The following is a 22,437-nucleotide window of genomic DNA, read 5'->3' on the forward strand; positions in this document are numbered from 1 at the left end:
ACCAGCGCACCGCCACCATCGACCCCGGCGACGGCATGACCTGGCGCGTGGGCTTCTCGCTGCTGCGCCACGTCGTCGACATCTGATCGAACTTCGTCAAGAGGGCCTTGGGGCCGCGCTTACTTCTGAGCTGCCTGTGCGGCAGTGAACTCGGCCCGGGGCCGGAGACCATCACCCTCACCTTTCTGAGCTGCCTGTGCGGCAGTGAACATCGTCATATCTACGCCGTTGATCTTCATGGTTTTCTGAGCTGCCTGTGCGGCAGTGAACATCAAGGCCAAGATGGGCGAGAGCCACATCAATTTCTGAGCTGCCTGTGCGGCAGTGAACACTCGGCACTGTACGTCTACCTGGTGGCGGATTTTCTGAGCTGCCTGTGCGGCAGTGAACATACATGGCCGAGTGGTGTTTGCGGTACATCCTTTCTGAGCTGCCTGTGCGGCAGTGAACGCTGGCCCTTGCTCGATCAGGCAGGCCAGGATTTTCTGAGCTGCCTGTGCGGCAGTGAACAGCTTCTCGGTTCCCTCATCCAAGGGGGCAATTTTCTGAGCTGCCTGTGCGGCAGTGAACCGCAATCACCCTGCCCGCGTGGGCTTGAAGAATTTCTGAGCTGCCTGTGCGGCAGTGAACCCGCGCGGGTTGCCATGTTCCTGGCGCAGATCTTTCTGAGCTGCCTGTGCGGCAGTGAACACCCGGCGGTAATTGGTGCTGTCGTTCCAATTTTTCTGAGCTGCCTGTGCGGCAGTGAACTCCAATGCCACCGGCGTGGTGAACACAGGCGTTTTCTGAGCTGCCTGTGCGGCAGTGAACAGGAAGAGCCACCGCTGCCAAAGAGGCCGGACTTTCTGAGCTGCCTGTGCGGCAGTGAACTATGTCAATGGCAACACCACAAAGTCCAGGGTTTTCTGAGCTGCCTGTGCGGCAGTGAACCTTCGGTCGGTGGGCGTTGATAGTGCGACAACTTTCTGAGCTGCCTGTGCGGCAGTGAACGTCATAGTCCACCGCCCATAAATCACCGGCCTTTTCTGAGCTGCCTGTGCGGCAGTGAACGCAGCCACGCAACAGGCCGGACAGCTCATATGTTTTCTGAGCTGCCTGTGCGGCAGTGAACCCAGCGTCAGGCCATCATCGACCTCTGGTACGTTTCTGAGCTGCCTGTGCGGCAGTGAACATCCGCCCGGTAAGTTCGGCTTACACACTGGTGTTTCTGAGCTGCCTGTGCGGCAGTGAACGGTCCGCTCGATCAGGCCGCGTGCACGTGCTTTTTCTGAGCTGCCTGTGCGGCAGTGAACTCGGGCGTCATCAAGAGCGGCAGCGCGCCAGCTTTCTGAGCTGCCTGTGCGGCAGTGAACGACCCTGTACGTGCGTGGGGGCTACAGCCAGTTTTCTGAGCTGCCTGTGCGGCAGTGAACGCCAAAGAGACATGGACCAAGCGCGCCTTGTTTTTCTGAGCTGCCTGTGCGGCAGTGAACATGCGGTACAGGCCGCCGTCCTCGATGTCGATTTTCTGAGCTGCCTGTGCGGCAGTGAACGAAGCGACATCAGCTGCGAGGAAGCTGGCATATTTCTGAGCTGCCTGTGCGGCAGTGAACCAGGGCAATTTCGTCGAGGATCAGCTTGGATGTTTCTGAGCTGCCTGTGCGGCAGTGAACGGTGACGGTGAAGGCCGGCGCACCTTCACTGTTTTCTGAGCTGCCTGTGCGGCAGTGAACAACCTGCCTTCGGCTTCACCAGCGTGCTGGACTTTCTGAGCTGCCTGTGCGGCAGTGAACGTTGACACGACTCAGACGCTCTTCATCCGGGTTTTCTGAGCTGCCTGTGCGGCAGTGAACGTCCTACGTGCAGTACACCGGCAGCTCTGTGCTTTCTGAGCTGCCTGTGCGGCAGTGAACTGCGCTGGCGGCAGAGGGGAGGCGGAGAGCATTTTCTGAGCTGCCTGTGCGGCAGTGAACGCCGTTTTCGCCGATGTCGCCCACCTTCAAGCTTTCTGAGCTGCCTGTGCGGCAGTGAACTCACGGGCCTGGCGCTGGGGTCAGTGCTTAACTTTCTGAGCTGCCTGTGCGGCAGTGAACTTCTTCAGGATTGTTCGGCCAGCGTTCACAGTTTTCTGAGCTGCCTGTGCGGCAGTGAACTTCTTGTCCCAGCGCAGGAATTGAGCCGATGCTTTCTGAGCTGCCTGTGCGGCAGTGAACCGCGCCAGTACACGCTGCGTTCAGCGACACCATTTCTGAGCTGCCTGTGCGGCAGTGAACGCACTACGGGCATAACAGCCGCAAGCCGACATTTTCTGAGCTGCCTGTGCGGCAGTGAACGAGTCAGGCGAAGTAATAGCCGAGTGGGGTGTTTTCTGAGCTGCCTGTGCGGCAGTGAACATCGAACGCTTGAAGGCCGTTCGCCCTGATGCTTTCTGAGCTGCCTGTGCGGCAGTGAACGACGGTGACATCGTCGCCTACCGCGTTGTGAATTTCTGAGCTGCCTGTGCGGCAGTGAACATCCAGGCGAAAGGCGTCGATCAGATCAGCATTTTCTGAGCTGCCTGTGCGGCAGTGAACTGCAGGACCGGCACAAGGTGCTGGTGCCCGGCTTTCTGAGCTGCCTGTGCGGCAGTGAACGAAATAATCGCCCGTCATGCCGTCGCGCACGATTTCTGAGCTGCCTGTGCGGCAGTGAACATCGTATCGACCTTCGCAGACCTGCACGCGCATTTCTGAGCTGCCTGTGCGGCAGTGAACAACATCTCGAATGGGATCACCTCGGTCTTGACTTTCTGAGCTGCCTGTGCGGCAGTGAACAGAACCGCTGAACAACACTTCGCCTTGCGCGATTTCTGAGCTGCCTGTGCGGCAGTGAACTGCCGCAGCTTCGCCGGCATTGCGTGCGTCGCTTTCTGAGCTGCCTGTGCGGCAGTGAACTCGTTGAAAGTCATGTCGCTCTCCTGGTTGCGTTTCTGAGCTGCCTGTGCGGCAGTGAACACTACACGCACGGGAATTTTGAAGGTCTGAGCTTTCTGAGCTGCCTGTGCGGCAGTGAACGATGTGGTGAAACACTACAAGCTCGTCAGCATTTTCTGAGCTGCCTGTGCGGCAGTGAACAAGGTGGGCTCCTGCGCTTCGGCCTCGGCGATTTTCTGAGCTGCCTGTGCGGCAGTGAACAGGGGATTGGGCTTCTGCTGTGGACGCGGTGCTTTCTGAGCTGCCTGTGCGGCAGTGAACGACCGGCTCCGAGGCGGGTGCCCTTCCAGGCATTTCTGAGCTGCCTGTGCGGCAGTGAACGGCGCGTTCCTGCCGCCGATCGATGTGCAGATTTTCTGAGCTGCCTGTGCGGCAGTGAACTAGCCTGACCTTGGCTCTAAGTATCTATCGGCCATGACTTTTCGGCTCGGCATGGCTGGTCAACCCTTTCGGCAGGCGTTTGCACAAGTGCTTGAGAATCAAACACTTGCGGCCCCCGCCAGAAAAAGGGTCAGAACCAGGGGATGGTCGCAGTGCCGCTCAGGCCGTAGCCGTTGAAGTCGCCTTCCTGTGCTGCCTGGCAAGGTCCCAGTCGCAGGAAGAGCTTGAAGCGCTGTCCGGTGCTGCCACTGGACAATGACAGGAAGGGCAACCTCAAAGTCTCGGCGCAACTGTCGGGTATCTGTTCCAGTGCTTGTTCCGGCGTTAGGTTGTGCCGGCGCATTTGGCGCCGCCGCAGGCGGTCAGGGCTGCTCTTGGCCTGTACGCGGCGCAGGGGGCGCTGAGAGGCCTCCGCAGGCACAGCTGCCATGGGCCGCACATCCGAATGGTCGTGCATGCCTTGCAGCCAGTTGTGCTCCATCAGCCGTGTCAGCTCGGCTGCAGTGCCGATCAGCCGCAGCGTGCGGCCTAAGGTTGCAGGGGATTCGGCATAGCCCGGAAAGCTCACGGCGATCTGCTGGCTCTGCACCTGTGCCAGCAAACGGTGCAGCTTGCCGAAGAGCGCGGCCATCAATTGGTGCGGTGTGAACTCTGGATCTGGGCGCAGATGGATGTCGATGTAGTGGTGCATGGTCCTTTCACTCCTTGCCGGCGTCGCCAAACACGCCGCCACGGATCAGCGTGGCCATCACGAAGTGCTGCTGATCCACCGGCGGCACTTTGTCCTTGAGCAGCCAGCCATCGAGCAGGTTGTAGAAGTCCAGCTTGTCGGTTGGCTTGCGGCAGGCCTTGCCCAGCGTGGTCACCGAGCCGTAGGGCTCTACGGCAATCGGCCCCAACTCGGCCACGTCGGGGTGCCAGGTGTCGATGGTGCGCAGGGCGTTGCCGAGCTTTTGTGAGTGGATGCCAGCCACGTTCAGTACCTGGTACAGCGTCTTGCTCTTCTTGCTATTGCCCTTGTCCAGAATGAGCTCCTGCGAGGGATAGACCTCCTGCGCAGCACCAATGCGGGCATAGGCCGTGACCTGCAGCAACACGTGGCTGCTGCCGGACAGGCCTTGAGAGATCAGCGCGGCCAGGGCGCCCAGTTCCGATTCGGCTGTTCCCGGCGCCGCGAAATCACGCAGTGGCAGGCTCAGCGCGTCGAACACCCAGGCTCGGGCCGCTTGGCCTTGCACCAGATGGACAACGTGAACCTCCACCTGTTCGGCACCCACTCGGTTGCGCCAGAGGAAGCGTGCATTGGCCAGGTTGTGGGCGTAGCGCCGGGCAAGCTCGGTAAAGCCTTGTGCCTCCACATAGCCCTTCACCGTGCTCAGCAGCTTGGTCTGGTAGTCGGCGTTGTTGCAGGCGGAGGGGAAGCCTGTGCCGCCCAGTACGCGCAGTGTGAAGCTGACCTTCAGCGTATCTGCGTCGGCGGGCAGGGCTGCCACATCCACGGTCTGCAGGTTGGGGTTTTCGATGGCGGCATCCAGCTTGGCCGGATCCTGGTCCTTGGTTTTGAGCCGATTGGAGATCGTTCCCCGCACGGACTTCTCATTGATCGTAACGGGGGCCCACCCTGCACTGTTGCTTCGGCCGTCCCACGTGCCCGCGAAGAACTGTGCGTCGGAGGGGTCCAGCTTGCGCTCAAAGGCGAGCACGGAAGCGGTCTTGAGGGTGGTTTCCTTGGTTGCCATAGTGTTCTCCCTGAAGGTTCAGTTGGGGGTGGCCGCGGTGGCCTGGGGGTCGATAAAGCAGCGATACAGGCCGTGCTCGCTGGGCTGAGTCGGGTCGTGGTCGTGCCCGCTTTGCCAGATCATCTCGTTGACGCACTGCAGCCTGTGCGGGCTGATCCACTGGCCAATGGACCACACGGTTTCGACGAAACGAAAGGGGGTGGCCATGTCCCGCGCACCAGCCACGCTGCCAGCCGCCAGCAGCGGTGACAGCGCGGTGAAGCCCACCGGGATAGGCACGATCCAGCCCGGGCGAGGGTCGGTCACCCACGCGGTGTGGCTGTCTGGCGCGCCTTCGGTATCAGTAGTTGAGCGTGCAACCGCCCGGCTGGTCCAGCGCGTCAGGTCCAGCCAGGCATCCAGCGTGCTGGCTTGTGGATGCTGGACACGCAACTCGGCCAGACGTTGCGCCAGGAGGTCATCGCGCGCAATCAGCGCAAAGCCCGGCATCAAGCGTCGCGCCAGCCGGCGGAACTGCTCGCGCTGCTCCTCGGGATCGTCGGGGACCAAAGCCAGCAGGGGCCGTGACGGCCGTCGTTTGCTGGAGGCTAAGGGTGGCATCACGCTGCCCCCCGCCAGGCGCATACCGGCCAAGGTTTGGACCATGTGCTCTGCCAGGGTTTCACGCGCGGCATCGTCGAGCAGCGCCTCGGCCAGCCTCACCTCGAACACCAGGCTGATGTCCAGGTGCACGCGGCCTTCCTCTACGATGGCCGCGGTGCTGCCGTCTTGAAGCACGGGGTTGCGGGTGAGGTGAAAGGCCCGTGTGTAGCCTTCCGTTGTGACCTGCGCCTCGAAGCCATGGCACACCACGCCAACGCCCAGCAGGTTGATGCCGGCTTGCGGGCCCAGTCGGCGCTCCAGCGCGGTCATCAGGCCGGTGAAGGCGGTGATGGCCGGGAAGCCCCAAGTGAGCGGGCTGGAAATGGCATTGGCGTTCTGCACCCGGATGTGCGGCAGCAGCAGCACGCCGAGGTGGGGGAGATGGGTTTGGCTCACAGCACGCCCTCCCGTTCCATGGCCTTGAACAGCTCTCGGGCCTGCTTGCGCCAGCGCAGATACTCGGGGTCGCCCATGGGCAGCGGGTCACACAACTCGTGGTTGAGCCAGTTGGCGAAGTCCTGGGCCAGTTCGTCGATGAGATCAGGCACCGGGTCGCTCTCGCCATCGGGGTCCAACCAGGCGCGGTGGGCGGCCGGCAGCTTGCATCGCGATCCTGACGACCAGCCGGGTTCCAAGGTCTGCTGCTCCGCGGTGAACAGCATCAGTTCTTCCAGGAGCGCTTCCACCCACTCACCGCGTTGGGTGCGAGTGGCCAGATTGCTTGCGGGATCGCCTTCCAGGAAGCGGCGCAGCAGCAGCGTCAGTCGGCGAGCTTCCGGTCGGTGGCGAAAGACCTTGAACAGCGAGACCGTGCCCAACACGGGGCGGACCTCTGCCGAACGCCACACCGGCGGCAGCGAGGCCAGCAGCAGGTTGTCGCCCCGCCGCTCGCTGTTGAGCTGGCTGATGTTCTGCGGTTTGGTGCCGCCCAGCTTCTGAATGGCCAGGTGGGGATACTCGCGCACCGGGCGTTCGTGCCAATGCCCCGCCTTCCTGGCCTCTCGGGCGGCCTTGGCTTCTTCGCTGAAGCGGTCTTCTTGCAGCGTCTGGTAGACGCGATGGACCAGAGAGGTGGGATACAGCGGTGCCAGCAGGTGGTAGCCCGTGTCGTCGTGCGGGTCGTCTCCAACCGGCCAGTAGAGCTGCTTGGCCAACGTGTGTGAGCTGAGGCCCCCCCGCGCTTCGGACAAGCCCGCAAACGTTGCCATCCAGGCATTGGCTTGGGCCGCGTCGTCACTGAGGGCCGCGCCCAGATCCGCGTCGGCCTGCGCCGTCAGGCCCAGCAGGCTCTGGCCCTGGTGCGTCAGCTTCAAGAACTTGTAGACATCCAGCGCGGCGGCGTTGCCCACCACGTCGGTGTCAAACGCGTCCCCCAACGCGTGACTGCCCAACTCATCCAGCGGCGACAGCGAGCTGGGCTCGCGGTACAGGCTGCTGCCTTTTGCCTCGGGGTGGATGGGCTTGAGCGAGTGAGTGACCGCCTGGATCTGCCCGACGCGGCGGGCTGCATCCCCCAGCCAGGCGGCGGGCTGGAATTGCGCCTGCAACTCAGCGCGTTTGGGGTCGTCTTCGGCGAGCTTTTCCAGCTTGGCTGCAAGCCGCTGTTGTAGAAACTCTGTGATCACCGATCGGATGGCGGTGGTTCGCAGGGAATCGGGTGGTGACATTCGGTTCTCCCTGAAATGGATCGTGAGTAGGTCGGTCAAGTGGGTGGCGTGCTTCACCTCCTTTTCGCAAAGCCAAGTGCAGGGTGGTAGCGCCACCCATCGGTGCTGTCAGGCACGGCCACCGTGCCAAAGCGCTTCGCGCACAGATCGAGGGGCAGGTCCAACGCTTGGGCCAATTCGGCCAGAGCGCTGGCATAGTCGGTGATCCCCCAAGCCTCCATGCGGTCACTCCGCACGGCCTCGTCCTGCAGACGGTGGTGCAGGGAGCGATCGATGGACACGTAGAGGCTTTGACCGCGCTTGGGACCCTCCATCACACGGTGCAGCAGGACATCGTCTCCGTCTCCGTCTTCGTCTTCGTCAGGCAGCAGCACCAAGGTCACGTCAGGCGAAGGCGGCTCCTGGCGGAAGGGCTGGGCGCGTTGCAACACAGCGGTGAGCGTGGCGTCTTGCGGGGCGGCATGCCACCAGGTGCTTGCGTTGAGTTCGGGCGCTGGCGGTGTCGCAGCCACCTGGCTGCGGGCACGGCTCATCAGCCCTCGTACAGGCGTGGGCGCTGGCGTGGCGCTGGGCAGCATGTGTCGCTGCAGCCGGGCGTGCTCCAGGTCCACCAGGCGCTGCTGGGCTTGCAGCACTGATGGCGGCACGATGCGGGGGCGGGCGTCGATGGCGGCCAGTTCCTCAGGGCGCAGCAGAGCATGGAGATCGTGGGTGCTCAGGTGGAACGCGGGCTCGTCCGTCTCGAAACCGGGGCGGCAGAAGGCCGCCCGGCCAGGTTCGCGGAAGTGGCGCAGGTTGTGGTCGAAGACCAGCACATTGGGGCTGTCCACCGGCCCGGGCCGGTGCCGACGAACGCGGCCGGCCAGTTGGATCAGGGAGCGCATGGACGAGGGCTCCACCACCGCCCAGTCGTAGTCATGGTCCCGGCCTACTTCCGTCACGGGCGAGCCGAGCACGATGAAGAGCTGATCGGGCTCGGGCGTGGTATCCAGCCGCTGGCGAATGTCCGGCAGCGAGAACACGGCCGATGGGTCATGCCGGGCCAGGGCACGGTCGAGCTGCTGTTCAATCGCCGAACGGATCAACAGTGGGTGGCGGGAGTGGTAGACGCACAGGTGCACCCGGCAGTCAGGTGGCATCGGCTGGCGGAACAGGGCCAGGGCTACTTCGAACAGTGGTTCGATGTTGGCCATGCGGACCAGACCGAAGCTGACGCGGTGGCCGCTGACGGGATCCACGCTGTGATGCAGTCGGTGCAGGCTCGCTGCGGCGGCCAGCATGGCCGGCGCCCAGGCGGCAGCCAGGGCGGCGAGGTCTTTGGCCCCCAGCTGGGGCGGCGCGGGGGCGGGCAGCAGCGCAGCGCGGCGTCGCGGCTGAGCCGCCAGCCGGGCCAGTGCGGCTTGGCGCTGTTGGGCGAACTGGGCGTGAGTGCGGGCAAAGCTGGCGGGATCCGGGCAGTCCTGCGCTTGTTGGTCGAACTCATCCACCCAGGCGCAACAGACCACCGGTGGGGTGTCGGCGCCCCCGGGGTGGGCACCGCAGTTGCGTTGAAAGTGGTGGCGGCCATTCCGGTAGGCCTCGAACAGCCCCTGGATGAGGGCCGGCGGCAAGGTGGCCGAAGACAGCAGCACCCGCGCGCCCAGCAGACCGGCCCAATGCACAAGCCGAGTGAGTGCGGGCAGATCGGCCAGGTCAAAGTCGTCGGGTTCGTCCAGCACCAAGTCCCCACTCATCAGGCGCAACATGGGGGCGATCTGTCGGCCCCCACGCTGGCTCTCGGTGGCTGGGGTGAGGTGATCGATGGTGCACACGAGCAGTGGCGCCAGCAGCAGCTTGTTGACTTCGGGGTCAGCCACGGCACGGCGCAGCAGGGGGTGCTGGTCGGGCGCACCTTCGAACAGCACATGGCCGTCTTCCTCCAGAAGCGCCTGCCCGGAGGCTGACCCTCGCGCCTCGGCCTGGGTCTCATAGAACTCGAACAAGGCTCGACTGGCTGAGCCACCGACGCGGATGGCCAAGTCGTCGTCGCCCAATCCGAGCAGGGCACGGAAGGATTGACCGGTTTGCAGCGTCAGCGTTCGCAAGCCCAAGGCAAAGGCGCAGCGCAGACCTTGAGAGGGATCGGCCAGTGCGTACATGATGCGGGCATTGGCCAGGGTTTTGCCGCAACCGGTGGAGGCCATGTTGACGAGAAAGGCACCCTGCTCCTGGGCACGCTCGCGCAGGCCGGCGGCCAGCTCGGCCGACTTGTCCTGCCAGCGAAAGCGCTCATCGCGTGTGCGCTGCCTCAGCTTCCTATGGGCACCCAAGCGGGGCAGATGTTGGGCCAGCCGGGGTAGAAATCGAGCCACTTCCGAGCCATGCTGGGCCACACCCAGCAGATGCTCGTCGAGTCGCTGGTTGGGGCGACCACCTTCAAGGGTGTTGGCCCACAAGGGGTGCTCGTCGTCGCCTTTCACTCGCTCGGCGCTGTCGCCCTTCAGGCGGGAGTAGTGGTGATCGGCCAGCATCAGGCTGAGCCGGCTCAGGTGCATCACGAAGGGGTTGTTCAGCAGGCTTTCCGCGGTGGGCTGGCGGGTTCGCCAGTCGGCCAGACGCCTGGCGATGCGGCTGGCCCGGCGGCGCCAAGCCTCGCTGCTGACGGGGAGACCCTGCGAGAAGTGCCAATAGGGGGCGAAGGCGGCCGGTTCGGCCTGATCAAAGGCCTGCTCGTTCCAGGCGGGCTGCACCTGCGTGAGCAGGCCGCGAAGCCGCGACATCTGAAACTTGTCGCTCCCGTCTTTGCTTCTGGGCAAGGCCGGCAGCCGGTGGTGGGTGACCACCAGCCAGCCCAGCGCCAACGCCAGCGGGGCGTTCTGCAGGGTCTTGAAAGGCGAATCGAAGTGACCCTGGAGTCCGTCGCAACGGAGTTCCCGCAGCCAGCGAGCATCGTCTTCGGGGCTGGGGCAGGTCAGCCGACCCAGCCAAGTCGCATCGTCGTCATGGCCGACAAAGGCCTCCAGCAAGCGCAGCGACACCCACTCATGTCGAATCAGGTTGCGGCCTTCCAACTGGCCTTTCAAGCGAGCCTGGAAGGCGTCGATGGATTTGCCCAGGTCATGCAGCAAGCCGGCCATGTCGACCAACAGTCGGATCAGCTCACCGCTGTGCCATTGGTTCTCATCGGCACTGCGCAGCACATTGCGTCGGGTGGTGTTGGTGGGCACCGCACCTTGCTCGTTGAACCGCCGCCGATCGCCCACCACCCACAACAGCTCCGAGTGATCAATGCCCCGGATCCAGTGGCAGGCCACAGCGGTGTTCTTGCGAGCGGTCTTGCGCAATAGGCGCCGCAGCGTGTCCAGACCGTCCTGCGTGATGGGCGTTTGCCAGGTGCGGTCACCGCGCCGCTCGGCGAACTGGTCCAGGATGCGACGGGTTTCGCTCAATGCGCGCTTGTCGCACTGGGAGACGAGCAGAACGTTCATGTCGTGGAGCTTTCACTGGCCGGGGCGGAGCTGCCTTGCGCCAGTCGGCCAAAAGCCTCTGCCGTGGCCTTGACCGTGTCGATCATGAAGTCCAACGCCTCGCTGCGGGTCAGCGCTTCGATGCAGGCCTGCCGGAATTCCTGTTCGCTGTGTCCGTGCATGGCCGAGACAAAGGCCTGCGGCAGGATCACCGCATCCTTGATCAGATCGGCCACGTCGAAGACCAGTCCGCCGCGCCGGGTTTTGCCGTGTAGCACCGCCAGCCCATGCGGAAGACCCAGCACCCAGGTGGCTGTTGCGCCCAAACCATAGGCCAGATAGTTGCCATGGTCCAGGAACCGGTTGGCCGCGTCGGTGCTGTCACCGCGCTTGGCACGTGTGAATTCGCCGTAGCCGCTGGCCAGGCTGGCCATCCGGTAGAGCTGCTTGCTCATCCGGGCTTCTTCGGTGAGCAAGGTCATGGTGTCCGGGGCCGCCGTGATGGGGGGCAGCGTGCCCTGGATGGCAGAGGTCAGGGCATTCAGATCAGGGTTGAATCCTTGCTCTTTCAGACTCTTGCTGCCTGACCAATGTTGTTGAAGGCGTATCAGTCGGGCCTTTTGAAACGCCTTGGCAGCGCCGAGTCGCAAGGCATCGTCAAACCAGAACCGCACCCAGTGCTGCAGGTACTCGGTGGGCCGGTACTCGCTTTGGGCGGGCATCCAGGCTACTTCGAGAGATGACTCGGTGCCCGCAAACAGCGGCGTTCCGCCTCCGCCGCAGAAACCCAGCATCACGCCCGCCTTGGCCAGCTCGCGCACTGCGGCTTGAGTGATGGACGTGCCTGTCCCCAGCAACAACGTGGTGGTATTGGCGATGGGAATGTTCCAGTAGAGCGACTGCTGCCCTTGCTCCGTCACATACTCGACGCGTCCACCATTGACCAATACCCGGCAGTGCTCCAGATAGTAGAGATTGGCCCGCTTGGAATGCAGGATGGTCTTGAGGTCGCCTGCTGCAATTTGATCCATGGTGTCCCCATGCGAAGTCAAGGGACATCCTAGGCATCAAGGTGGCTCACCAGGCGAACTGGACATTTCAACAGTTCGAGGGACGTCCCTCCATTGGGGGATGCCGCAGCAGGGCCTCATCGTGCTCCCCCAGTGCGGGCGCCCGCGTGCGAATGGCCCCCGGCGTGGCCGAGAGCTTGGGCACGATGCCCGGCACCTCCAGCACCTGGCCGGTGGCGGTGACGATGCGCTCGATCATGCCGCGGGCCCGGTAGTGCGGGTCCTCGGCGATGTCCTGCACCGTGTAGATGCGGCCCACCGGCACGCTCACCGCCTGCAGGGTGGCCACCACCTCGGCCACCGGGCGCTGCACCGTCCAGGCGGTGATGGCCGCGTCGATCTCGTCCACCCGGGCAGCGCGGCCGGTGTTGTGCGCCAGGTCGGGGGCCTCGCCCAGGTCGCCGCGGCCGATGGCGGCCATCAGGCGCTTGTAGATGCTGTCGCCGTTGCCGCCGATCACCACCTGGCCATCGGCGCAGCGGTAGGCGTTGCTGGGGGCGATGCCCGGCAGGGCCGAGCCGGCCGGCTGGCGCACCAGGCCGGCCGCGCTGTACTCGGGCAGCAGGCTTTCCATGCAGTTGAAGACGGCCTCGTACAGGGCCACGTCCACCACCTGGCCGCGGCCCTTGGGGCCTCCGGGCCGACGGACTTGGTGCGGGCCTGCAGGGCCAGCAGCACGCCGATGACGCCGTGCAGCGCGGCCAGGGTGTCGCCCAGGCTGACGCCAGCGCGCACCGGCGGCCGGCCGGGCTCGCCCATCAGGTGGCGCAGGCCGCCCATGGCCTCGGCCACCACGGCAAAGCCCGGCAGGTCGCGGTAGGGGCCGTCCTGCCCGTAGCCGCTGATGCGCAGCATGATCAGCCCGGGGTTGCGGGCCGCCAGGGCCTCGTAGCCCAGGCCCCATTTCTCCAGCGTGCCGGGCTTGAAGTTCTCGATCAGCACGTCCGCCTCGTCGATCAGGCGGCGCACCTCGGCCCGGCCCTCGTCGGTGCGCAGGTCCAGCACCACGCTCTGCTTGTTGCGGCTCTGCACCTGCCACCAGACGCTGGTGCCGTCCTGCACCACCCGCCACTGGCGCAGCGGGTCGCCGGTGCCCGGGGGCTCCACCTTGATGACCTGGGCGCCGAAGTCGCCCAGGGTCTTGCCGGCAAACGGACCGGCGATCAGCTGACCCAGTTCGACGACCTTCAGGCCGGCCAGCGGGCCGCCATCCTGCGTCGGGGGGATGTGCGGAGTTCTCATCTCTGTTGCAGTTTGTCTCTGGGAGAAGTTCGTCATGGTGACATTGATCACGCGATGTCAGCTTGGGGGATGGCCCCCGCCCTCAGCCCTCCCTAGGCTGCCGGCTCCTTCAACACCTGGGAACGGGGACTGCGATGAATTCACTTTCCAAAGCACTGGCGGCCGAATGCCTGGGCACCTTCTGGCTGGTGCTGGGCGGCTGCGGCAGCGCCGTGCTGGCGGCGGCCTTTCCCGGCCTCGGCATCGGCTTTGCCGGGGTGGCCCTGGCCTTCGGCCTGACGGTGCTGACCATGGCCTATGCCGTGGGCCACGTCTCGGGTGGGCACTTCAACCCTGCGGTGTCGCTGGGTCTGTGGGTGGCTGGCCGCCTGCCCAGCGCTCGGCTGCTGCCCTATGTGCTGGCGCAATTGCTGGGTGCGGCCCTGGCAGGCGCGGCGCTCTATGCCATCGCCACCGGCAAGCCTGGGGTGACCCTGGGTGGCTTTGCCTCCAACGGCTATGGTGAACACTCGCCCGGCGGCTACGGCCTGGCCGCCGCTGCGCTGACCGAGGTGCTGCTGACCGCGGTCTTCCTCATCGTCATCCTGGGCGCCACCAGCGAGCGCGCGCCCGCGGGCTTCGCGCCGATCGCGATTGGCCTGGCGCTCACGCTGATCCACCTGATCAGCATCCCCGTCACCAACACCTCGGTGAACCCGGCGCGCTCCTTCGGCGTGGCGCTGTTTGCCGAGCCCTGGGCCCTGCAGCAGCTCTGGCTGTTCATCGTGGCGCCGCTGGCCGGCGCCGTGCTGGGGGCCCTGGTCCACCGGAGCCTGCTGGCCGAATGAACGCCTTGCCCTCACCCTCGCCGAGCCCCCAGCCCCGCTACCGGGTGCTGGCGGGTCACCTGGTGTCCAACCGGTCACTGGTGCAGCTGCGCCAGGCACTGGAGCGCCTGGCTGGCTGCACGACCGATGCCTGGGTGCTGGGGCCGGCCGAGGAGGCCGACGTGGTGCTGCTGCCGCGTGGCGTGCCCATGCCGCCCGTGGCGCCGCCGGTGCGCCTGGTGTGGGTGGATGCAGCCGAGCGGGTCGCCACGCCGGGGATGGGGCAGGGGTGTTCGCTGGCCGAGCCCTTCGAGGCCTCGGCGCTGCTGGCGGTGCTGCGCGACGTGGAGCGCAAGCAGCCGGCGCGCCGTCGTCAGGCGGGGCCGCCGTCCTGGCACCGACCCCGCCCGCCGGAGCCCGCGGCGGTGCCCTCGTCGGTGTCCCCCGCGGTGCCGGCGATGCACGCCGTGCCGCCGGGCGTCGCGGCGGCGTTGCCCCAGGCCGTGCCGACGCCGCGCTGGAAAGCCGGCCCGCATCTCTACCGTCTGCGCCGCTGGCCGGCGCCGGGCAGCCTGGTGCACCACCGTTACCTGCCCCGCCTGGCCAGCCTGCTGCTGTCGCGTTCGCTGAGCCTGGCGGGGCTGGCCGCGCTCAGCAATGTGGGCGAGACGGAGTGCGAAGGCTTCCTGGCTGAGATGGACCGCCAGGGGCTGCTGAGTTGCCTGACCGAAGAGGAGCCGGCTGCTGTGCCGGACCCGGCAGGGCCGGCGGCCGGCGACGCGCGCGCCGCGCCGTCCACCGAAACCGGCTGGATGGCCCGGCTGCGCGCCCGCTGGTCGGCGGGCTGACGCCAACCGGCCGGCCGCCAGCTCAGGCCGGCTGTTCTTCCAGCAGGTAGCTGGCGCCGTCGAACTGGGCCAGCGTGTCCACCAGGAAGGGCAGCTCGGCGGCCAGTTCCTGGTGCAGGGGCCAGGGCGGGTTCAGGATGAACACCCCGCTGCCCACCAGGCCGAAGCCCTGCGGGTCGGGTTGGGACACGGTCAGACGCACGTGCAGCCAGCCCTTGGGCGCCAGGGCCGTCAGGCGCTTGGGCAACTGCACCGCTTCTACCCGGCTGACCTGCGGGTACCAGACCATGTACACGCCCTCGGCAAAGCGCTGCACCGCGTCGCGCAGGCTGGCCACCACCTTGCCGTAGTCCTGCACCAGTTCGTAGGACGGGTCGATCAGCACCAGGGCCCGGCGGGGGGAGGGCGGCACCTGGCCCTTGAGGCCGGCAAAGCCATCCTCGTTGAGCACCTGCACCGTCTTGGTATTGCCGAAATGGGTGGCCAGGGTGCGGGCGTCGGCCGGGTGCAGCTCAAACAGGCGCATCGAATCGCCCTTGCGCATCAGCTGGCGGGCGATGGAGGGCGAGCCTGGGTAGAGCGCCAGCGGCGGCGTCATGCCCTTTTCCAGCACCGGGGCCTGGCCGTCCTCGCCGGGCTGCAGGTTGAACTCCTGCACCAAGCGCACGTAGTCGGCGGTCAGCGGCGGCAGGTCGGCACGGCTCCACAGCCGGCCGATGCCCTCGCGGTACTCGGTGGTCTTCTGGGCCTGCGCACCCTTGAGCAGGTAGCCCCCGGCGCCAGCGTGGGTGTCGATGTAGCGGAAAGGCTTGTCCTTCTCGCCCAGGTAACGCAGGACGCGCGTGAGCACCAGATGCTTTAGCACATCCGCATGGTTGCCTGCATGGAAGCCGTGACGATAGGCCAGCATTCGGGGGGTCTTTCAGGACAGATCAATCCCGCACTGTACCGGGCTCGCTACGCTTCGCGCCATGGACAAACTCTTCACCCCCTTCCAGGCCGGCGCGATCGCGCTGGACAACCGCGTCGTCATGGCGCCGCTCACCCGCAACCGGGCCACGAACCAGGTGCCCAACGACCTGATGGTCGAGTACTACCGCCAGCGCGCCAAGCCGGCCAACGGCATGGGCCTGATCATCACCGAGGCCACGCCGATCAGCCCGATGGCCCACGGCTACCTCGACACCCCGGGCGTCTACACCCCCGAGCAGGTGGCCGCGTGGAAGAAGGTGACCGACGCCGTGCACGCCGAGGGCGGCAAGATCGTGGTGCAGCTCTGGCACGTGGGCCGCATCTCGCACAGCTCGCTGCTGCCTGGCGGCGCGGCGCCGGTGTCTTCCACCAGCAAGGTGGCCAACAGCAAGACCTACATCGCCGGTGGCTTTGCGCCCACCTCGGCGCCGCGCGCGCTGACGGTGGAGGAGATCGCCGCCACGGTGCAGGACTACCGCCATGCCGCGCGCTGCGCGATGGAGGCCGGTTTTGACGGCGTGGAGATCCATGCCGCCAACGGCTACCTGATCGAGCAGTTCCTGCGCGACAGCTGCAACGACCGCAGCGACGCCTACGGCGGCTCCATCGAGAACCGCGTGCGCTTCCTGCGCGAGGTGGCCCAGGCCATCGTGGCCGAGATCGGCGCCGGGCGCACCGGCATCCGCCTGTCGCCCATCACCCCGGCCAACGACATTGGCCAGGACAGCCACGCCCAGGCCCTGTTCGCTGCGGTGGCCGGCGTGCTGGCGCCGATGAAGCTGGCCTATGTGCACGTGGTTGAGGGCGCCACCGGCGGCCCGCGCGACCTGTCCGACCAGGGCATCACCTTCGACTTCGCCGCGCTGCGGGCGGCCTTCGACGGCGTGGCCTGGATGGTCAACAACGGCTACGACCGCGCCATGGCCATCGCGGCGGTGGACAGCGGTGCGGCCGACCTGGTGGCCTTCGGCAAGCCGGCCATCTCCAACCCGGACCTGACGCGTCGCCTGCGCGAGAACGCGCCGCTCAACCCGGTGGACCCGGCCAGGCTCTACGGCGGCAGCGGCCCCGAGGGCTACACCGACTACCCGACCCTGGGCTGAGTCCGCACGGTGGGGGCGCGGCCGCCGGCCGCGTCCTCAGTCCACCTTGTTGCGGTGCATCTTGGCCCGGAACAGCTCGGGCAGGGCCAGTTCGCGCGGACCGGGCTCCAGCTCGAAGGCATCCCCAGCCTGCACCCAGCCCGGCTGCAGCACCGCGAAGTAGCTGCCGCAGAAGCCCGACTGGGCCATCATCTTGGCGGCCTGGGCAAAGCCCATGGCGGCGTTGAATTTGAAGCAGGGCTGGCGCGGCTCGCTGACCACCAGCACCGCCCGCTGGCCATCCCGTTCGGGCAGGTGCAGCCGGTCGCCGATCCACAGCTGGCGCTCGGTCAGGCCTTCCAGCGTCAGGTTCTCGCCCACCAGGCCGGGTGGCACCTCGGCGTCCCAGCCAGCCACGCGGGCCTGGGCCCGCACCGTGCGCCAGAAGGCCAGGTGCTCGCTGGGGTAGGCGTAGACGGCCTTGGACAGGCCACCATGCACCGTGGGGTCGGCCTGCTCGTCGCCGGCCAGGCCCATCGGCCCGATGGCCACCGGCCCGCTCTGCGGCCGCTTGGCGATGGCCGTCATCACGCGTCGACCACCGATCTGCACCGGCTGCGCGGTGCCCACGTTCACGCTCAGAACTCTCATGGCCCGCATTGTGCGGGTGCGCGCCTGGCCGCAGGGCGGCCAGGGTGTCAGGGGCCGTTGCCGCCCAGCCCGGCCAGGTCCTGGGTGGCCCGGTCCACGTCGTTCTGGTACTCGGTCAGGTAGCGGTTGCGCTCCTCGCTCTGCCATTCGGCGTCGGAGAAGCGGTCCAGCCCGTAACGCTGCGAGGTGTGCACCACGCCGGCACGGCGCGGCAGCATGGCCCGGTCGGGGAACTGGTCGGGCAGCAGCAGAAAGCCCTCCACGTCCTGCAGCCGCAGCGGGAAGGCCGGCTGGGCATCGCGGATCAGCCTGCCGAACAGCGTCAGGCGGAAGCGCTGGGCCCCGGTGCCCACTTCGTCGTTGAAGGTCAGCAGGGCCAGGGGCTGGCCGCGGGCATCCACCACCCGGGCGTTGACCACGTAGCGCCCGGCCTGATGCACTTGGGCCTGCAGGTCGAAGACCAGCGAGCCGTTCACCACCGATTCGCGGATGCCGCCCCATTCGGCGGGCACCAGCGGCTGGTAGACCACGTCGAAGGACACCATCCCGCTGCGGCCGTCCTGGTTGAGCTCCACCTGCACGCGCACGGTGCCGGCGTAGTCGGCAAAGCCCTGCAGCGACGGCGCCAGCAGCGCGCTGTAGGTGCCGTCCCCGGCCAGCAGGTCGGCGCCCAGGCCGGCGTCGTTGAAGTCGATGGCCACCTGCGGGCGGCCGGCGGCCTGGCGCGGGTCGGGCAGGTCGAAGGCCACCGCGCGAGGGATGGTCAGCGGCATGCTCTGGCCGTTGTCGTCCACCGCGGCGACGGTCAGCTTCACCGTCTCGGCGCCGCTGGCGAAGACCTTCTCCTGTGTGGTCACGATGTGCACGCCCGAGGCCGGGGCCTGGCCAGGGCGGCGCAGCGGCAGGCTCTGCTGGATGGGGGCGAAGGGGCGCAGCTGATCCGGGTGTTCGCGCAAGGGGCGCGACTCCGGCGGGTAGACCGTGGCCTGGCGGTAGCTGGCCAGCGTCTCCTGCGCGCGCGCCAGCCGCTCCTGCGCCAGGGACAGGCGGCGGTCGCGCTGCTTCAGGCCGGCGGCACTGTAGGGCGCCCGGGAGGCGACAGCGGCCGGCTGCGCGGGGGCGGGCGCTGACGCGGGGGCGGGTGCTTCGGCCGGGCCGGGCGCGGCGCCAGCCGACCACCAGCCCAGGCCGGCGGCCAGCAGGCCCGCGCCCAGTGTCATCCACACCCGCTTGCGCACCGTCGGCTCCTCCTGCGCTCAGCGCGCGTTGTTGACCATGTCGGTGCGCACCAGCGACACCACGCCACCCCAGTTGCCGTTGGTGTAGTGGTTGTAAGCCTCGTTGTCATCGCGGAACTTGACCGAGTGGTAACCCCACTTGGCGCGGCCGCCCTCGTTGGCCGCAGTGCCCAGCGTCAGATCGTTGCAGAGCCAGTCGCTGGGGTTGCAGAACGAGGCGCCGCTGCTGCCCGAGACGCCGCCCGAGGAGTGGTAGGCCACGACCTCGTCGTCCTGCCCGGGCAGGACGGCCGAATACAGCGTGCCGGAGGCGCCGGCGTACATGTAAAACCAGGTCGAACGGGTGCTGCTGTGGTCGTACATGGCCCGGGCGGTGGTGGTCTTCAGGTCCGACACCAGGGGCTCGGACATCGCCCAGTCGCCCAGGTCGGCCAGCTCACTGCCACCGGCCGCACCGGCGGCGATGTCCACCCACTTGATGTTCCAGCCGGTCTGTGTGCCGGCGCCGCTGGCGCTGCATACGCCCGCGCTGTTGGGGCTGGCGTTGGTGATGGTGCGGCTGCTGCCGCCGTACATCGCCAGGGTGTAGCCCATCATCAGGTCGCCCGCGCTGTGGGCGGCGATATAGCACCAGTTGCTGCCGGTGCAGTAGCAGTCCAGCGCGTTGCGGATCAGGTAGTTCTGGTCCGAGATGTGGTTGTAGCCGTCCCAGTTGACGGCCTTCTTGTTCACGCCCGCGGCGGTGGAGGACGGGCCCCAGTAGGTGAAGTCGGCGTAGTTGCCGGCCACGCCGCCGCCGCCGCGGCCATTGACCCAGAGCGAATAGTTGGTGGCCAGGGCGGTGCCCGCCACGGCCATGGCGGCCAGGGCGGCGAACGCCCACATCCAGGTGCGTGGTGCCTTCTTCACGGTGCCTCTCCTCCTCGCGGTGTTTTCGCACGAACGAACGGTCGTGCGGCGCGATGGTCGCGTGTCCACGGGGGCGGGCGCCATCACGGAAAACCCCAGTCTGGCGGGGCAGCGCGGCGCGGTGGTGACAGCCGGGATGGCCCGGCTTGACGCGATCGGAGGAGCGCGGTGGCGGGGAGAGCGCGCTCAGTGGCGCGGCATGCGGTGCAGCGTCACCGGCTTGGGTTGGGCCGGGTCGCTGTTGCTGCTGCAGCCGCAGCAGCCATCGCCACCACCGCAACCCCCACCCGTGCTGCCGGCGGCCTTGCGCAGCCAGGCGGCGTTGGGGGCCAGGGGCAGCAGCTTGCGGGCCAATGGGCGGCGCAGGGCGGCGGGCAGCAGGGTCCAGGCGGCGTACAGGCCGGCGCCTCCAACGATCAGGGCCACGATCAGATGTTGCAGCATGGTGGGGCTCCTTGCTTCAGGCAGTGAGTGCCAGGGTCACGTGGTAGGTGACGAAGGCGGCCCCGTAGGCCAGGGCGAAGAGGTAGATCGCCATGGCCGCGGGGTAGCGCCAGGAGTTGGTCTCGCGGCGCACGGTGGCCAGCGTGGAGATGCACTGCGGGGCGAACACGAACCAGGCCAGCAGCGACAGCGCGGTGGCCAGGGACCAGCTGTGGGCGATCACCGGGGCCAGGGCATCGGCCACCGCGTCATCGGCGGCCGAGAGGGCGTACACCGTGCCCAGGGCGCCCACCACCACCTCGCGGGCGGCCATGCCCGGCACCAGGGCGATGGCGATCTGCCAGTTGAAGCCGATGGGTTCGAAGACGACCTCCAGCAGGCGGCCCAGGTGGCCGGCGAAGCTGTACTGGATGGCTGCGCCGGGGGCGCCCGCCGGTGCCGCCGGATAGGTGGCCAGGAACCACAGCACCACGGTCAGCGCGAAGATGATGGTGCCCACCCGGCGCACGAAGATGCGCGCCCGTTCCCACAGACCCAGGCCGAGGTTGCGCAGGCTGGGCAGGCGGTAGGGCGGCAGCTCCAGCATCAGCGGCTGGTAGCGGCTCTTGTGCCACAGGCGCTTGAAGAGCCAGGCCACCAGCACCGAACCCAGCACGCCGGCCAGGTAGAGCGCGAACAGCGTCAGGCCGCGCAGGTTGAAGGGCCCCATCGTGGTGTTGGGCACGAAGGCGGCGATCAGCAGCGCATAGACCGGCAGCCGGGCCGAGCAGGTCATCATCGGCGCGATCATGATGGTCGTCAGCCGGTCCTTCCAGTTGCTGATGGTGCGGGTGGCCATGATGCCGGGCACCGCGCAGGCAAAGGAGGACAGCAGCGGGATGAAGGCCCGGCCCGACAGGCCGACCTTGCCCATCAGCGTGTCGAGCAGGAAGGCCGCCCGCGGCAGGTAGCCGGAGTCCTCCAGCACCAGGATGAAGGCGAACAGGATCAGGATCTGCGGCAGGAAGACCAGCACGCTGCCGGCCCCGGCGATGGTGCCGTCCACGATCAGGCTGCGCAGCGGGCCGTCGGCCATGTGCGCGCTGACCCAGGCACCCAGGGCCTTCATGCCGCTGTCGATCAGGTCGGTGGGCACGCTGGCCCAGGAGAACACCGCCTGGAAGACGATGAACAGCAGCACCGCCAGCAGCAGTGGGCCCACCACCGGGTGCATCACCCAGCGGTCGAGCTGGGCGTCCAGCCGGGGTTTGCTGGCCACCGGCGGCTGCACCCGGGCCAGGATGCGGCGCACCTGCTGCTGCAGGGCCATCACATCGTCCAGCGAGGCCTCTTCGTTCACATTGATGCAGGCTGGCACATGCTGGCCGGCGGCCGCCGTGAGGCTGGGCCCCAGCTGGGCCAGCAACTGGGCATGGCCGTCGTTGCGCACGCCCACGGTTTCCACCACCGGGCAGCCCAGTTCCTCGGCCAGGGCGGCGGTGTCGATGGCCAGGCCGCGGTCGCGGGCCACATCGGCCATGTTCAGGGCCAGCACCATCGGGCGGCCCAGGGCGCGCAACTCCAACACCAGGCGCAGGTTCATGCGCAGGTTGGTGGCATCGACCACGGCCACGATCAGGTCGGGCACATCCTCGCCCGCGCGTCGGCCCTCGATCACCTCCAGCGTCACCTGCTCGTCCAAGGTGGCCGGGCGCAGGCTGTAGGTGCCGGGCAGGTCGATCACCGAGACGGTGCGGCCATCGGGCAGGCGCACCTGCCCCATCTTGCGCTCCACCGTCACGCCCGCGTAGTTGGCCACCTTCTGGCGGGCACCGGTCAGCAGGTTGAACAGGGCGGTCTTGCCGCAGTTCGGGTTGCCCACCAATGCCACGCTCGGGGCGCGTTGCTTGAGTTCGCCCAGGGTGGCGGCCACGGTCTCGCTCATGGTCGTCTCCTCAGGCCGCCACGGGCGTCACCGCCACGCAGCCGGCTTCCACCAGGCGCAGGGCGAACAGGGTGTCGCCCACCAGCACGGCCAGGGGTTCGCGCCCACCCGGGCCGCGCTGCACGATCTGCACCGGCTCGCCAGGCAGAAAGCCCAGCTCCGCCAGCCGCAGCAGCGTGCCGTCATCGATCACGGGGCTGGCCGCTTCCAGGCGGTCAACCAGGGCGCGGGCGCCCGTGGGCAGTTGGGACAACAACATGGCGCAAACCAGATCCGGGTGGAACGTGAATGAGATTATGTCTCATTTGCACTGATCAGGGTGAACCCGCAACGTTCAGTCGACATGCACATTCGGTCATGCGTCTTTGGCATGGCTTCCCCGGAGGCACGGCGGTTACCACCGAATTACACTGAAAAACCACCCC

16 protein-coding genes, 1 pseudogene and 1 CRISPR repeat array are annotated in these 22,437 nt (G+C 67.1%); of the genes and pseudogenes, 3 read left to right on the forward strand and 14 right to left on the reverse strand.

The window, feature by feature from the left end; genetic code table 11:
• Window positions 1-122 precede the first annotated feature (122 nt).
• Window positions 123-3,332: a CRISPR direct-repeat array (repeat unit 28 nt; unit sequence TTTCTGAGCTGCCTGTGCGGCAGTGAAC).
• Window positions 3,333-3,462: 130 nt separating this feature from the next.
• The 7 genes and pseudogenes from cas6f to M0L44_RS19125 all read right to left on the reverse strand — a co-directional run bounded on the left by cas6f (window position 3,463) and on the right by M0L44_RS19125 (window position 13,138).
• Entirely contained in the window at window positions 3,463-4,023 is a 561-nt protein-coding gene (gene cas6f, locus M0L44_RS19095) for a type I-F CRISPR-associated endoribonuclease Cas6/Csy4 (RefSeq protein ID WP_252771717.1), read from the reverse strand.
• Window positions 4,024-4,030: 7 nt separating this feature from the next.
• Window positions 4,031-5,071 (reverse strand): type I-F CRISPR-associated protein Csy3, encoded by a 1,041-nt coding sequence (csy3, locus tag M0L44_RS19100; RefSeq protein WP_252771719.1) that lies wholly within the window; start codon window positions 5,069-5,071, stop codon window positions 4,031-4,033.
• An 18-nt stretch (window positions 5,072-5,089) separates the two neighbouring features.
• Window positions 5,090-6,109 (reverse strand): type I-F CRISPR-associated protein Csy2, encoded by a 1,020-nt coding sequence (gene csy2 / locus M0L44_RS19105; protein WP_252771720.1) that lies wholly within the window; start codon window positions 6,107-6,109, stop codon window positions 5,090-5,092.
• Complete coding sequence (gene csy1, locus M0L44_RS19110; protein WP_252771722.1) at window positions 6,106-7,437, reverse strand: type I-F CRISPR-associated protein Csy1; 1,332 nt, start codon at window positions 7,435-7,437, stop codon at window positions 6,106-6,108. Before csy1 ends, csy2 begins: the two co-directional genes overlap by 4 nt.
• On the reverse strand, window positions 7,434-10,847 hold the full coding sequence (gene cas3f / locus M0L44_RS19115; protein WP_252771724.1) for a type I-F CRISPR-associated helicase Cas3f: 3,414 nt from the start codon (window positions 10,845-10,847) through the stop codon (window positions 7,434-7,436). The genes csy1 and cas3f overlap by 4 nt, the downstream gene beginning before the upstream one ends.
• Window positions 10,844-11,857, reverse strand: a complete 1,014-nt coding sequence (gene cas1f, locus M0L44_RS19120; RefSeq protein WP_252771726.1) for a type I-F CRISPR-associated endonuclease Cas1f — start codon at window positions 11,855-11,857, stop codon at window positions 10,844-10,846. Before cas1f ends, cas3f begins: the two co-directional genes overlap by 4 nt.
• A gap of 67 nt (window positions 11,858-11,924) precedes the next feature.
• A pseudogene (locus M0L44_RS19125) lies at window positions 11,925-13,138 on the reverse strand (CaiB/BaiF CoA transferase family protein).
• 134 nt (window positions 13,139-13,272) lie between these two features.
• Between M0L44_RS19125 and aqpZ the strand changes: the two are divergent.
• Window positions 13,273-13,965: an aquaporin Z gene (gene aqpZ, locus M0L44_RS19130; RefSeq protein WP_252771727.1), complete on the forward strand. Its 693-nt coding sequence runs from the start codon at window positions 13,273-13,275 to the stop codon at window positions 13,963-13,965.
• A complete protein-coding gene (locus tag M0L44_RS19135) occupies window positions 13,962-14,792 on the forward strand; it encodes a hypothetical protein (protein WP_252771729.1) in 831 nt (276 codons plus the stop codon). Before aqpZ ends, M0L44_RS19135 begins: the two co-directional genes overlap by 4 nt.
• 22 nt (window positions 14,793-14,814) lie before the next feature.
• On the opposite strand, the gene M0L44_RS19140 is transcribed toward M0L44_RS19135, so the two are convergent.
• Window positions 14,815-15,642: a 23S rRNA (adenine(2030)-N(6))-methyltransferase RlmJ gene (locus M0L44_RS19140; protein ID WP_354004153.1), complete on the reverse strand. Its 828-nt coding sequence runs from the start codon at window positions 15,640-15,642 to the stop codon at window positions 14,815-14,817.
• A gap of 121 nt (window positions 15,643-15,763) precedes the next feature.
• On the opposite strand from M0L44_RS19140, the gene M0L44_RS19145 reads away from it, so the two are divergent.
• Window positions 15,764-16,867 (forward strand): alkene reductase, encoded by a 1,104-nt coding sequence (locus tag M0L44_RS19145; RefSeq protein ID WP_252771732.1) that lies wholly within the window; start codon window positions 15,764-15,766, stop codon window positions 16,865-16,867.
• A 36-nt stretch (window positions 16,868-16,903) separates the two neighbouring features.
• On the opposite strand, the gene M0L44_RS19150 is transcribed toward M0L44_RS19145, so the two are convergent.
• From M0L44_RS19150 to M0L44_RS19175, 6 genes are all read right to left on the reverse strand, one after another.
• Window positions 16,904-17,497: an MOSC domain-containing protein gene (locus tag M0L44_RS19150; protein ID WP_252771855.1), complete on the reverse strand. Its 594-nt coding sequence runs from the start codon at window positions 17,495-17,497 to the stop codon at window positions 16,904-16,906.
• Between the two features lie 47 nt (window positions 17,498-17,544).
• Window positions 17,545-18,735, reverse strand: coding sequence for an Ig-like domain-containing protein (locus M0L44_RS19155; protein ID WP_252771856.1), 1,191 nt, complete (start codon window positions 18,733-18,735; stop codon window positions 17,545-17,547).
• Window positions 18,736-18,753: 18 nt separating this feature from the next.
• Window positions 18,754-19,644, reverse strand: coding sequence for a hypothetical protein (locus M0L44_RS19160; protein WP_252771734.1), 891 nt, complete (start codon window positions 19,642-19,644; stop codon window positions 18,754-18,756).
• Between the two features lie 186 nt (window positions 19,645-19,830).
• The gene (locus M0L44_RS19165; RefSeq protein WP_252771736.1) at window positions 19,831-20,088 is read right to left on the reverse strand and encodes a hypothetical protein; all 258 of its coding nucleotides are present in this window, start codon (window positions 20,086-20,088) and stop codon (window positions 19,831-19,833) included.
• A gap of 16 nt (window positions 20,089-20,104) precedes the next feature.
• Entirely contained in the window at window positions 20,105-22,012 is a 1,908-nt protein-coding gene (feoB, locus tag M0L44_RS19170; protein ID WP_252771738.1) for a ferrous iron transporter B, read from the reverse strand.
• A gap of 10 nt (window positions 22,013-22,022) precedes the next feature.
• A complete protein-coding gene (locus M0L44_RS19175) occupies window positions 22,023-22,271 on the reverse strand; it encodes a FeoA family protein (RefSeq protein WP_252771740.1) in 249 nt (82 codons plus the stop codon).
• Between the last annotated feature and the right edge of the window lie 166 nt (window positions 22,272-22,437).

Origin of the sequence: Ideonella oryzae, assembly GCF_024055665.1 — a bacterium.
Lineage (GTDB): Bacteria > Pseudomonadota > Gammaproteobacteria > Burkholderiales > Burkholderiaceae_C > Ideonella > Ideonella oryzae.

Excerpts from the sequence above, each read along its gene's own strand:
- cas1f (WP_252771726.1), bottom strand. The coding sequence starts at position 11,857 with ATGGATCAAATTGCAGCAGGCGACCTCAAGACCATCCTGCATTCCAAG.
- M0L44_RS19150 (WP_252771855.1), bottom strand. The coding sequence starts at position 17,497 with ATGAGAGTTCTGAGCGTGAACGTGGGCACCGCGCAGCCGGTGCAGATC.
- M0L44_RS19135 (WP_252771729.1), top strand. The coding sequence starts at position 13,962 with ATGAACGCCTTGCCCTCACCCTCGCCGAGCCCCCAGCCCCGCTACCGG.
- M0L44_RS19145 (WP_252771732.1), top strand. The coding sequence starts at position 15,764 with ATGGACAAACTCTTCACCCCCTTCCAGGCCGGCGCGATCGCGCTGGAC.
- cas6f (WP_252771717.1), bottom strand. The coding sequence starts at position 4,023 with ATGCACCACTACATCGACATCCATCTGCGCCCAGATCCAGAGTTCACA.
- aqpZ (WP_252771727.1), top strand. The coding sequence starts at position 13,273 with ATGAATTCACTTTCCAAAGCACTGGCGGCCGAATGCCTGGGCACCTTC.
- M0L44_RS19165 (WP_252771736.1), bottom strand. The coding sequence starts at position 20,088 with ATGCTGCAACATCTGATCGTGGCCCTGATCGTTGGAGGCGCCGGCCTG.
- feoB (WP_252771738.1), bottom strand. The coding sequence starts at position 22,012 with ATGAGCGAGACCGTGGCCGCCACCCTGGGCGAACTCAAGCAACGCGCC.
- csy3 (WP_252771719.1), bottom strand. The coding sequence starts at position 5,071 with ATGGCAACCAAGGAAACCACCCTCAAGACCGCTTCCGTGCTCGCCTTT.
- M0L44_RS19175 (WP_252771740.1), bottom strand. The coding sequence starts at position 22,271 with ATGTTGTTGTCCCAACTGCCCACGGGCGCCCGCGCCCTGGTTGACCGC.
- cas3f (WP_252771724.1), bottom strand. The coding sequence starts at position 10,847 with ATGAACGTTCTGCTCGTCTCCCAGTGCGACAAGCGCGCATTGAGCGAA.